Source organism: Cryobacterium sp. Hb1, assembly GCF_004403585.1.
Taxonomy (GTDB): domain Bacteria; phylum Actinomycetota; class Actinomycetes; order Actinomycetales; family Microbacteriaceae; genus Cryobacterium; species Cryobacterium lyxosi.
Genome location: NZ_SOHI01000017.1, coordinates 175371 through 187193 on the forward strand (window position 1 = coordinate 175371; position 11823 = coordinate 187193).

An 11823-nucleotide genomic window follows, 5' to 3' on the forward strand; every position below is an offset into this window, starting at 1 on the left:
AGACCTATCCCTCCCAAGTCCTCAAATAGGTGATGTCACCGGCCCAGACCTGGTTCAGGGCCCCGGTGTCCCATTTCCGTTTGACCGCGTCGACGGGGTAAGCGTCGGCGTGGTCAACGATCGTGGTGGTCTTCCACTTCTTCGGGCAAATACCCACCAAACCGAGACGTTGCATGGTCTTGGCGACGGTCTTGCGCGAGATGGTTTCCCCGTCAGCACGGAGGTCGGCGAGGATTCTCTGCGACCCATAAACCTCGTCGGAGTCGCCGTGGAACCACGCCACTTTCTGCTCGATGCCGTCCTGCCGAATCATGCGGTCCGATGGCTTCCGGTCGAGCCAGACGTAGTATCCCGAGCGGGACACCTCGAGCAGGCGGACCATGCGGGTGATCGTGAAGTTGGTCTTCTCCGCCAGTATCAGTTCGAACGCTTTACGCTCGTATCCGACGCTTCCTGGGCGAAGAAGATGGACGCTTTTTTTAGGAACGCCCGATCAAGTTTCAGGTCCGCGTTCTCTTTCCGCAACCGGAGCAGCTCGGCCCGTTCCGACTCGGTGACTCCGGTCTCGCCGGTGATATTTCGGGCCTTGAAAGCGCTGACCCATCGGCCCAGCGATGCTTCGTTGATGCCGAGCTCGCGGGCCACGGTCGCGACCGCCCTGCCGGTGTTGATCACCAGCTTCACGGCCTCGTCTTTGTACTCAGGAGTGAACTCCCTGCGTGTCTTTCCCATGTGAACATTCTTTCTTGTGAGGTGTCCACTCAACGGGGGCAATGCCACCGCGACCTTCAACCCGTGCGCGGTGGTGATCACACCAGCATCGACCTGCAGCTCCTAACCTCGTACCGCCACGACGTGATGTGCGATCGGGTGCGCACGATCAATCGCCTGCGCGCTGTGATGCTCGAGTACTTCCCAGCACTGGAGCGGGCTTTTGACTATTCCAAAAACAAGGCAGCACTCGTGCTCCTGTCCAGCTATCAAACCCCAGACGCGCTTCGCCTCACCGGCAACGTGTCGCCCGTCCAGTCCACCAGCAGCGCTCGGCCCGGATCGCGATACAGTGTCGCCAAGACGTCATGGGTGGCGACGAACTCGGTGAACAGTTCGCAGTACCGCGAATATCCGTACTTTCGTCCCTGCTGGGCCGAGACCAAACGCACGGACATTCGGCACCCCTGCTGCAAGGCGAGATGTTTGCTGTTCTTCATCGACTTAAACGTCACCGCGAAGTCAGGCTGAACAAAAGCTACCGACACGCTCCGGCGCCCATCGGGAAACAGCCCCACCCACTGCTCCTCGTTCATCGCCGAGGTCGTCGCGGCGATCAAACTCTTCGTCGCCATGGTCTTCTCGACTAACGAGACGTCACGCCGCGAACACCCCACCAGGCCCACAATCTCGTCGTAGCTGTGGCACTAGAACACCAACGCTGTAATGGCCTTGTAGCTTGCCCTCAGTGCCTCCTTCGTTAGGAATCGGCAACACCCGATGTGCTGCCGTCCTTTCAAAGAAACCAGATTTTTAGATGACGGCAGTACCAACAACCTGGGCTACCGGTACCAACTCGGGCTATCCGCCACTAACGGCCGGAGGCGCCGCCACCCTTTAGATCAGGACAGTCATCGGTCCTCGCAGTAGGTGCACAGGAGATGTGGTGAACAAATACGAAGGAAGTCCCTTCAGCCAGTGGCGCTTCATCCGATTCGTAGAGTCACGGAGGCCGATAAAGTCATGCTGAGCGTTCTCGGAAAATTCGCTGGCGAGACGGATGTTTTTCACACTCATCGCTTAGGGTTCCGGATGAAAAAATGATCGTCCCGACTAACATGCACAGGGTCAACACTAGATTCCACGGTCCATAAATCAATGTGTTACCCCGGTAAATTGGCGTAGAAGGTGTCAACGGGCAGCGCAGTTGAGCGCCATGGCCTGTCTTTCGATCGGCGTGGTTGAACGCCATTTTCATGTTCAGAACGCATGTGGGACTTCGAGTCATGGAGAAGGGCATGTGGCGCTCGCATGTATCGGGGGAGATGTAGACTGAAAAATCTAATGCGGTCGTTGACAAGCGTGCTAGCCCCCTAGGCGCGTTGGAAAGACCGTACAGTATTTGAGAATAAACCGCGTACTGTAGCGTTTATTTGTACCTGTGCTGAGACCGCAACCAGGACTATGTTCGTTCACTACGGAAGATTTGATTCCCGATGACTCGCTCATTCCAATATCAATCCACAGATCGAAACCGGGAAGTATCTCACAGTGACGAACCGAGACATTGCTCATTTCATGGTGTCATTCGCGCATCGCGATAGTCCGGATGGAGTCGTATGCGAGCAGGTTGGTAGGTCGGACCGGTTGACTCGCATGACCGCGCTCTGCGTTGCTTTCGATTCCGATTTTAAAAGATTGCGGTCATCGTTACGCGGGGGACAGTCGGAGCGTTTCGTCAACCTCAATTAACTTTCGCAAGCGCGGGTCATCGGCGAGTACTACGGAGGAAAAGCTTTGTCGAGCATTCTCCAGTGGGTGTGAGTGGAAGTGTCTCTAGTGCAAATCGGTTGGCTCGTGCGTCTGACCTTCAGAAGAGGTGGTCACAAGATGTTTTTGTCCAGCGCGAAGTCAAAGATTATTGCAGGGCGAGGTCATGAAGTCTTTAAATGAAAGGTACATCGTCTTGATAAACAAAAGTTTAGCCACTTGTAAGTCGGAGCCAACACAACTTCGAATTGGAGTCCTTGCCAGCGTCGGCCGAACTCTCGATATGTTTTTTCTAGAGATGGTCGCCGAGTGGCGCCGAAACGGAGTAGAAGTTTTTCTTGCGGCCGGAGACGCTGCAGAGACAATCGAGTCCGATATTATACACGGGCTAACGCAGGCTCCGCATTTTTCCAATATATTGACTCCATTATCGCTCGCTCTGTGGGCTCGTCGCAGACGTTTGGATGTCATTCTGACAAATACAGCAACGGCTTCCGCTCTCGTTCGGGTCGCACCAACTTCAGTTCCAATTGTGTACTTCTGCCATGGGCTCCATTGGGCCGAAAATTCTGAGCCAGCGTTACTCTGGAAAGGATTGGAGTCGATTCTCATGCTGCGAACGCGCGGGGCAATCGTTTCAAATACAGAGGATGAACGCTGGATGAGCCAACGCCTTGGGAATATGCACGTGGTCAAATCAAAGTATGGGGTTGGTGTACCTTTGGATCGGTTTCCGGCAAGCGAGCTTCCAGCGCTGTTGCCCGGCGATCCTATTAAAATTGCTTGGATTGGCGATCTAAGCGAAAGAAAGCGCCCATTTCTGGCTTTGGATGTAGCTCGCGACCTACGTAACGCAGGAGTCCAATTTAGTCTTGTCATGGCAGGAGCCGGGCCTCTTGGAACAGCAGTCGCGAAGGAGATCAATCGGTCAAACTTACGCGATGTTGTGACGCTGCCCGGGCGCAAGAGCTCTAATGAGTTGATTGCCGCTTCTCACATCTTGTTGCACACTTCGCGATGGGAGGGCCTCGCCCGAGTCCTATTAGAGGCCGCAGCTATCGGAAGAAACTCCTATGGGTTCGATGTCAAGGGAGTGCGCGACGCTCCGAGGGTCGCGACCGCCGACGATGGCGATACGACCACTCTGGCCGCGATGATTAAGTTCGATATTGATGCTGGTCTTTTACCCCAGGCGTCCCCAGATACGTCGAGGATGGCTATCCCGATCCACGCAGACCTAGTGCTGAAGAGCATCATCCGTTGGCTTGATGGTCGGACCAGCACGGTCGGCTGAGAACATGATTCCCTACTTCGTGGTGTTGGCGGTTACCTCATTACTTTCGATGTTCAGCCGACTGGTCTCAGGTGCGAAACACACCGTCCGAGATAACCGCATTCACGTGAAAAGTACAGCCATCGTAGGGACGGAGGTAATCGACTCTTCAACGCAGCAATGGAATTTTTTCGATTACGCGATTTTAACCCTTCTTGTCGCTTTTTCCGGGCTACGATACGGAATCGGAACTGATTACACCACCTACCACTACATGTTTAGCGCGCTAGTCGCACAAGATTGGTTGGGCAGCATCGCAGCCTCGCCTGTGGAACCGGGTTACACAATCCTCAGCCTCGCGGTGAAGACCGCGATAGAGGATTCCCGAGCTATTTTTTGGGTAGCGGCACTTATCACAGTCGTCTTAGTCTTCGTTGCGATAAAGCGCTCTAGCACTGACCTATTTCTTTCACTTTTTTTGTATTTTACATTAGCCTTTTATTTGGCTTCATTTAACGCGACCCGACAAGGCATCGCGATCGCAATAGTTCTCTTTGCAGACTACTATTATAAGAGAAATAAGGTCACATTTTTCTTGCTAATGGCTGTCGCAATATCAATACATATATCGACAATTTTTGTTCTCGCGATCTACCTGTTGTCGCGTCACCTGCGACCGAATTTATTATTGGTCGTAGGTATGCTGTTTTTGGGTGCGGCCTTGGCATCCAGTGCGTTTATTGAAGACCAACTGTCGGGGCTTCTGGTGGGCCTTAATCCGCGGTACGGAGGCTATTTGATTGACAACCCCACCGGGCTGGGAACTTACCTTGTGATTCTTAGCAAGATAATCATAATTTGCTATATGCTTTGGATTGGCCGCGAAGACGATAGCAACTCGCATTATCGCACCCTAGTGATTTTTTCATTAGTTTTCCTAGTTGCCGGAACAGCGTTTAAAGTACTGGTAAGAATGGAAATGTTTTTCGGAATATTCATCATTCTGGCGATTCCGAATCTGTTGGCTGGCAGGAAAGGGGCGGGATTTCACAGTTTTCTGATCGTAGTGGCGGGACTTATTTATCTCACTTTTTATTTGTTGAATTATGATGGGCTTGTGCCGTATAGTACATACCTCTCGATGGGAGCGTCTTGATGATGGCGTTAACATCATTTCATGTAGAGCGATTGGGCGTGCCGGGGGCTCTTCGCAATTGGCGGTGCAGTTTTGGTTAGAGCTGCGGGCGCGTCGTTGGGCTGAAAGAGATCGAGGCTTTCCCATGATGGAAGTGTGAAACATTGCTCTGAGAAAGACGTCGATACGTTCCAGACGACTCTTGCCTGCCTAAATTTACACACCTTTCGAGGCGACGCGCGAGCAGCCTCAGTTCGGTGATGTCCGAAGCGTCGCCGCGCTGGATGAGCAGGTCTGCGGCGTGTTTTGCGGTGTCGAACCCAGCTGATGGCGATACGGCATCCACGGCGCTGAGGAGTCGGCGCCGATTGGTTGCCGTGGCCTTATCGAGCCAGTCGCACACCGGCTCGGGACCAGAGGCCGGAGCTGCACCACGCTCCGGGCCTAGTCACCAGCAACGTCCGCAGAGATGCGGGTTCGAAGATCGTCTGGATTGTCGGCCGAACGTAAGCAGAGGGCCGCAAGGGCGTGGCTTGATCATCGGGGATCTCGACCGCGTCGTGCCGCAACCTGATGGTGAGGTTGCAGCTGTGATAGGAGGTCTCGGACTAATGGGTGGTCCCGTCAAAGGTGGCGAGTAGGGCTTGTTGGTAGCGCTAGTCCGGCGACTTGGTAGCGCGATTCCGGGTACACGGTAGCGCTGGCGGTTGGTGAACTGCTCTGCTGTGAGAGGGCCACGCATCAGGCGTGGTCCTTTTCAGTAAGGGGCGGGGTCATGGCGGACTATCGAAAAATCTTGGGGTTGTTGCTGGAGGGGCGGAGTTACCGCGAGGTCGTGGAGATCGTGGGGTGCTCCCATCGCGACGTGGCCCGGGTCCGGCAGGAGGTCCAGCAGCGCGGTCTGACCTCGGCGGTCGCGGTCAGCGACGTCGAGCTGGCGGAGTGGTTCCCCGACGGGCGCCGGAACGTGTCGGATGAGTATGACCAGTCTGACTTGTCGCGGGTGCTGGCGTCGATGAAAGCGAACCGGCACTTCACGTTGCTGTTGGCGTGGCGTCGTTACGTCGACACGAAAGACGCGGGGAAGAAGTACGGGTATTCGCAGTTCTGCGCTCTGTTCACTGACTACCTCCGCACCCATGACCTGGTCGCGGTGCTGCGCCATGAGCCGGGTCGGGCAATGCTGGTGGACTGGGTCGGCGACACGATGGTCGTCGTCGACACGATCACGGGCGAGGTCGTTCGAGCGATTCTGTTCGTCGCGGTGCTGCCATATTCGGGGCTGATGTTCTGCCGCGCCTACGGAGATATGAAGTCTCTGGCGTGGCTCGACGCGCACGTTCAAGCGTTCGCGTTCTTCGGCGGCGTGACACAGATCGTCGTGCCAGAATATGTTCCGCGGAACATATTCGGGCTTATGTGGCCGGCTGGGTTATGTGGCCAGCGGCGCCGGTGACCGGTAATGGTTGGGCAGTGCGGTCACCGCTGGCCACATAATGTTCAGAGCGACGACAGCCAGTTGAGCAGCGATTCGTCGGACCGCCAGACGGGTCGTGGGCGGGGTCCCACCGAACTACCGGGTGGCTCGGTGGCCCGGAGTGCCTCCATCTTTGCTCTGGTGCTGATTTCGGCGTAGCGATTCGTGGTCGTCAGATCGGCGTGGCCGAGCCAGCCGCGGATGACATTGACTTCAACTCCCGCCTCGAGGAGGTGCATCGCTGCAGTGTGGCGGAAGATGTGGGGGCTGACCTTGCGGTTGATGCGGGCATTGTCGAGGTGCCCGGCGAGGCGCCGCACGATCTTATAAATGCCGAAACGGGTCAGGGCTTCACCGGTCACCGAGCGGAAGACTGGAACGTCGGCTGCTCGGGGTTTGTTGGACGTGCCGAGCAGCTCGACGAGCGATTTCGCGGTCTGGTCCCAGAGCGGGCATGTCCGCCATTTGTCTCCCTTGCCGTGGAGACGGACCGATGCGTGCTCTCCGAGTTCGAGGTTTCCGACTCGCAGATCTGCAACCTCCTGCGCTCTTGCTCCGGTGTTATAGAGGAACAAGATCAAGGTGTGGTCTCGCTGTGCGAGTCGACCAGTGCGCGGCAGGTGACGCAGCAGTGCCTCCATCTCGTCGCGTTCCAGGAAGTGCGTCTCGGCTGGTGCCGCCCGTTTTATGGGGATGGCAGCAACGCGTTGGCAGGTTTCAAGCATCTCCGGTTCTCGGCTGGCAATGTATTCGAACAGTGTGTGCAGGGTGGCCAGCCGTTGGTTGCGGGTCCGAATATGATTGTGGCGGTCGTTCTCCAGGTATCGCAGGAAGCCGAGGACCTGCTCGAAGCTCAAGTCCTCGATGTTGAGCTTGGTGATCTTTGTTCCTTTCTGATCGGCCACGAAGCGCAGCAGCAGCCGAATGGTATCGCTGTAGCTGCGCACTGACGCCGGGCGGAGCCCCTTCACCACGACCAGGTGGTCGATGAAGAAGGAATGGACCAGGGACGCCAGCGGCCGAGCCCCGGTCACGACCTCACCTCGGACCAGACGGGTTCGGCAAAGGCTTCGAACCGTCGGTTTGCCTCGGCGAGGAGCTCCGGGGTAATCGTCAGATAGACCGCTGTCGAGGTCGGGTCGACGTGCCCCATGAACGTCGAAAGCTGGAAGAGCCGCTTCGACGGATCCAGACCCTCCCGATACCAGCGCAACAAACATCCGACGGCGAAGGAGTGACGCAGGCAGTGCAGATGGGGCGGCGCGACGCCGTCGGGAACCGGGAAAGCCAGCTCGATGACGAGTCGATGGAACGTTTGGCTCGCGGTGCCTGGGTGCACGCAGCGGCGACCGTCGAAGCTGAACAGCGGTGCGCCCTGTCCCGGTGCACCTTGGACCCGTCGGCGGTCGAGCTGGAGAGCCAGAAGCTCTCCGACGCGCGGCCCAAACGGGACCAGACGGCTCTTGCCGAACTTGCCACCGCGCACGATCAGCAGCTGCCGATCGGTATCGACGTCGTCCAGCCGAAGACCGCATGCTTCCCCAGCTCGGAGCCCGAGGCCGTAGCACAGGGCAAAGATGGCCTGATAGGTCGAACCACGACCGGTGGCTCGGGGGTTGTCCGGCAGGGCCGCCGCCGCTTCGAGCAGCCGCCGAGCTTGGATGAGATCGAACAAGAACGGCAGACGAAGTTCCGTCTCCCGGCGTCGAGTTCCGCGCCAGGGTGCTGCATCCAAACGTTGCTGGCTGACAGCCCAGTTGAGGAAGCCGCTGACGACCCCAACGAGATGATTGAAGCTTCGGGCTCGGGCTCGGGCTCGGGGCCGTGGTCTGGAGACAACAAACTCATCCAGCAGACCAGGGGTGAGCCCGGGCAGATCGATCACCGCGTGCAGGTCGGCGAAAGCAAGGAGCAGATGCAGCGTCCTTTCCTCGGTCTGATATTTCCGACCCAGTGCACGCTTGTGAGCCAGGAAAGCTTCCATGTCGGCAGCAATGTTCTCGGTCATTTCAGGACCGACTCACCGTCGCCGAGGGCGACTTCGCGCAGCGCCTCGACGGCGACCTTGGCGTAGATTTCTGTGGACCGTGGTGAGCGGTGTCCCACGAAGTCGCCGATGGTCTTCAGGTCAAAGTTCGCATCGACCAGGCGCTGCACGGCCGAGTGTCGCAGGGTGTGCGAACCAGGCCGGGGGACGTTGACGCCTGCCTTGAGCAGATAGTAGCGGGCCCGCCCTGAGACCGCGGCGGTCCCTATCGGCTGGAGGGGAGCCACGGCCCGCAAGAAGACGTGGCGATCGCTAGTCTTGGGCCGCCCATGCTGAAGAGTCAAGAAGCGCCTCGCCGACGACAGCAGAAAGAGGGAACGCCGTAGAGTGGCCCGCCTTGCGCTCGGGGACCGCCAGACGCTCACGCTTCCAATCGATGTCATCGAGGGTGAGTGCGACAATTTCCCGGCCGCGAAGACCGTATGTGATCAGCAGGAGCAAGATGGCATAGTCACGCCTGCCCGCTGCGGTCCTGCGGTCGACACCGGCCAAGACCCGATTAACATCGGCCCAGGAGATGGACCGAGGAATATCCGAAAGTCGATAGACCTGAGGCCATCCCACGGCTGAGCTCAGGTCGCTGGCCAGTATGCCTTGACGGTGGGCGTAACGCAGGAAAACTCGAAGGACACCAGCGCCTTCTCGCACGGTGCTCCTAGCCAGTCCGGTTCCAGCGCGCTCCACGACGAAGGCACTGAGAATCGTCGGCGAGAGGTCATGAATCGAATGGACATCGACCCGCCGCAGGTAAAGGTAAGCTTCGAAGTGGTCCAGGTGGAAGCGATAGGACAGCACCGAAGCGGGACGAAGGCCGCGCTCGTCGACCAGATAATCGAAGAAGCCAGGAGCGATGTCAACGAATGGCTGTCGATGGTGCCGCCGCCCACTCGGCTCGAAGCCGGGAAGAACAACCGACAGCATTTGCTCCACGGGGCCCTGGACCTCCTTCGCAATCGACCGTGTCGGTTCCCTGCGATCGTGGTGGTGGTGCGCAAGCCGTTCCTCCACGAACGCTTCCACGTGTGCGGGCAACTCGCTGATGGCCGTGGCACCTCGTGCGCCAGCAAATTCGCCGAATGCGAAGACAATCGGGACACGCGACCAGATGCACCTGACCTTGTAGCGGTGCTCCACCAGCCAAACAACGTAAGTCTCGATCTCCGCCCCCATCCACGAACCCCGGAGCCGATCGACCGTGGCCGGCTTGACGAAATACTCCTCCAACATGGCAATTTCCTTTCTCATCAAGAGGTTGAAAAAACCACCATGGCCCCGACAGTTCGTTATGTGTCCCCGATCCCCAGCGAGAGAGCAGACAAGCAGTCAAAGCCAGCGAGTCCGCGCCGCTGGCCACATAACCCAGCCGGCCACATAAGCCGGATAACCCGACGACGTCCACCCACCAGACCCACAGGGGTGACGCGGAGCGGATCGTGAACGCCAGATATCAGCAGCTCGCTGATCACTACCAGACTGCAATTGTCCCGGCCAGAGTGAAAAAAACCCGTGACAAGGCTGCTGCTGAGAATGCGGTGAACGTGGTCAACAAACGCGTCATCGGCTACCTCGAGGACGACGTCTTCACGACGCTGGGCGAGTTGAATGCTTTGATTGAGGAACGGGTGCGGGAGATCAATCATGACATCCGCCGCGCCGACGACACCACCCGGCGGGAACGCTTCGACGCCGAGGAGCGGGAGCTGCTGGGCCCTCTGCCGGATGTTGGGTTCGAGGACGTCGAGTGGAAGGAGCTGAAGGCGGCCCGGAACTACCACGTCACCGCGGACACGCAACGGTATTCAGTGCCGTTCGGACTGGCGGGCAAGCTGCTGCGGGTTCGGCTGACGTCGTCACGGGTGACGGTCTTCGACGGGCACGAGAGCATCTGCGAACACCCGCGGCTGACGGGCCGCAAGGGGCAGTACTCGACCCTGCCGGACCATGTCCCGCCGCAGCGCCGCGATATCGACGGGCTGTGGTCCAGACGCTGGTTCACTGATCGGGCGCGCAGCGTCGGTCCGGCCACCGTCACGGTGATTGAGCAGATCCCGGACAGCCAGGTAATCGAAGCGCAGGGCTACCTGTCCTGCCAGAACATCCTCGATGGGCTCGGCAAAAACAACCGGGAACAGCTGGAGGCGGCCTCCCAAGAGTTCGTGAACCGCAGCGCCCATCCGACCTATTCGACGTTGAAGCGGTTGATGGCGGCGATCGACAGCGATGCGAAGAAGCCGCGGCCGATGCTCCCTGCCGCCTCCACCCGAAAACGCGTCAGCACGGTCGTGTTCCGCGACACCACGCCGGATGTTTATGTCCGTGACGCCTCCCACTATGCCCGCGACGAGGAGGTCAAGTGATGTTCACCAGCGTTGATTACGACAAGTTCCGGGCTCTGCGGGTGACTCACATCGCGACCCGGCTGGAGGAACTCATCCAGGACGAAGCCAATGACACCCTCACCCCCGAGCAGCTGTTCCTCGTCGCGGTCGACGACGCGTTGGAGTCTCGACGGATCAACAAGGTCGACAAGCTCATCCGTCAGGCTGCGTTCCCGATCCCGGGCGCCACCGTCGCCGAGGTCGACTATCGCGAGGGTCGCGGCATCACCCAGGTCAGAATGCGACGCTATGCCGCCCATGACTGGCGCTCCGATGCGACGAACCTGCTGATCATTTCGCCCACCGGCGGCGGGAAAACCTACCTCGCCTGCGCCCTGGCCATCGGCGCCTGCGAGAGTGAGCATTCGGTCCTCTACTACCGGATGGACGACCTCGCCCGAAAGCTCGTCATCGCTCGCGGCGACGCCATCGCCCACCAGAAACTGTTGAACGAGCTCTCGAACGTCGACCTGCTCATCATCGATGACTTCCTCACCGTCGGCATCGACAGCGACGCTGGCAACGACCTGTTCGCGATCCTCGCCAACCGGGAGCACCGGCTCCCGACGATGATCGCCTCGCAGACCGGACCCGCGCACTGGGTCGCCGAGCTGCCCGACCGAGTCGCAGCGGACTCGATCGTCAACCGCCTCGCCAACAACGCCCGCATCATCAAGCTCGGCCAGATCGACATGCGACAGCAGCGCAACGACCAAGCCCGCGCCCAGAAAGGCTACTGGGAATAACACCAAGGCGGCCCGGGCACCACGCCCGGGCCGCTACCACCTCGTCAGAACTTTGTTACCAAATACGTGGACTGGCGCTACCATCAAGCGCTACTAGCCAAAAGGGTAGGATCCCGGGCTTGCCGGCCGTGTGGGACTCATAACGCACCGGGTCGAACCTACTCCCGAGAACGCCACGTGGAAGTGGCTCGGTAACGGTGTTTCCGGCGTTTTTCATTAGTAGGATTCTGCGTTCGGCCAGCGGTCGTGGAAGGTGATGGCGAAGGCGTTGAGAGCTGGTTTCCAA

Annotated in this window: 10 protein-coding genes and 2 pseudogenes; 6 read left to right on the forward strand and 6 right to left on the reverse strand. The window is 58.6% G+C overall.

What is annotated here, in order from left to right; genetic code table 11:
• Nucleotides 1-4 precede the first annotated feature (4 nt).
• Nucleotides 5-382 carry an IS3 family transposase gene (locus E3T38_RS06820; RefSeq protein WP_134547324.1) on the reverse strand — a complete coding sequence of 126 codons (378 nt, stop codon included), beginning with the start codon at nucleotides 380-382 and terminating at the stop codon, nucleotides 5-7.
• Nucleotides 383-417: 35 nt separating this feature from the next.
• Nucleotides 418-732, reverse strand: a complete 315-nt coding sequence (locus tag E3T38_RS06825) for a transposase (RefSeq protein ID WP_134547326.1) — start codon at nucleotides 730-732, stop codon at nucleotides 418-420.
• Nucleotides 733-753: 21 nt separating this feature from the next.
• Here E3T38_RS06825 and E3T38_RS17300 point away from each other — a divergent pair.
• A pseudogene (locus E3T38_RS17300) lies at nucleotides 754-906 on the forward strand (transposase); the annotation flags it as partial.
• Between the two features lie 74 nt (nucleotides 907-980).
• Here E3T38_RS17300 and E3T38_RS16670 read toward each other — a convergent pair.
• Nucleotides 981-1346, reverse strand: a complete 366-nt coding sequence (locus tag E3T38_RS16670; protein ID WP_166805447.1) for a hypothetical protein — start codon at nucleotides 1344-1346, stop codon at nucleotides 981-983.
• A gap of 1301 nt (nucleotides 1347-2647) precedes the next feature.
• On the opposite strand from E3T38_RS16670, the gene E3T38_RS06835 reads away from it, so the two are divergent.
• The 3 genes from E3T38_RS06835 (at nucleotide 2648) to E3T38_RS06845 (ending at nucleotide 6345) form a co-directional block, all read left to right on the forward strand.
• Nucleotides 2648-3775, forward strand: a complete 1128-nt coding sequence (locus tag E3T38_RS06835) for a glycosyltransferase (protein WP_134547328.1) — start codon at nucleotides 2648-2650, stop codon at nucleotides 3773-3775.
• Nucleotides 3776-3779: 4 nt separating this feature from the next.
• Nucleotides 3780-4910 carry an EpsG family protein gene (locus tag E3T38_RS06840; protein ID WP_166805458.1) on the forward strand — a complete coding sequence of 377 codons (1131 nt, stop codon included), beginning with the start codon at nucleotides 3780-3782 and terminating at the stop codon, nucleotides 4908-4910.
• A 754-nt stretch (nucleotides 4911-5664) separates the two neighbouring features.
• Nucleotides 5665-6345, forward strand: coding sequence for a transposase (locus tag E3T38_RS06845; RefSeq protein WP_134547332.1), 681 nt, complete (start codon nucleotides 5665-5667; stop codon nucleotides 6343-6345).
• Between the two features lie 44 nt (nucleotides 6346-6389).
• Here E3T38_RS06845 and E3T38_RS06850 read toward each other — a convergent pair whose 3' ends face one another.
• From E3T38_RS06850 to E3T38_RS06860, 3 genes and pseudogenes are all read right to left on the reverse strand, one after another.
• Nucleotides 6390-7400 (reverse strand): tyrosine-type recombinase/integrase, encoded by a 1011-nt coding sequence (locus E3T38_RS06850; RefSeq protein WP_174775216.1) that lies wholly within the window; start codon nucleotides 7398-7400, stop codon nucleotides 6390-6392.
• A complete protein-coding gene (locus E3T38_RS06855; protein WP_134547334.1) occupies nucleotides 7397-8374 on the reverse strand; it encodes a tyrosine-type recombinase/integrase in 978 nt (325 codons plus the stop codon). Before E3T38_RS06855 ends, E3T38_RS06850 begins: the two co-directional genes overlap by 4 nt.
• Nucleotides 8371-9658 (reverse strand): annotated as a pseudogene (locus tag E3T38_RS06860) (site-specific integrase). The gene E3T38_RS06855 and the pseudogene E3T38_RS06860 overlap by 4 nt, the downstream one beginning before the upstream one ends.
• Nucleotides 9659-9846: 188 nt before the next feature.
• Between E3T38_RS06860 and E3T38_RS06865 the strand changes: the two are divergent.
• Together E3T38_RS06865 and E3T38_RS06870 are read left to right on the forward strand one after the other, a co-directional pair.
• Nucleotides 9847-10770, forward strand: coding sequence for a hypothetical protein (locus tag E3T38_RS06865; protein ID WP_134547336.1), 924 nt, complete (start codon nucleotides 9847-9849; stop codon nucleotides 10768-10770).
• Nucleotides 10770-11537: an ATP-binding protein gene (locus E3T38_RS06870; RefSeq protein ID WP_134547371.1), complete on the forward strand. Its 768-nt coding sequence runs from the start codon at nucleotides 10770-10772 to the stop codon at nucleotides 11535-11537. The genes E3T38_RS06865 and E3T38_RS06870 overlap by 1 nt, the downstream gene beginning before the upstream one ends.
• Nucleotides 11538-11823: the final 286 nt, after the last annotated feature.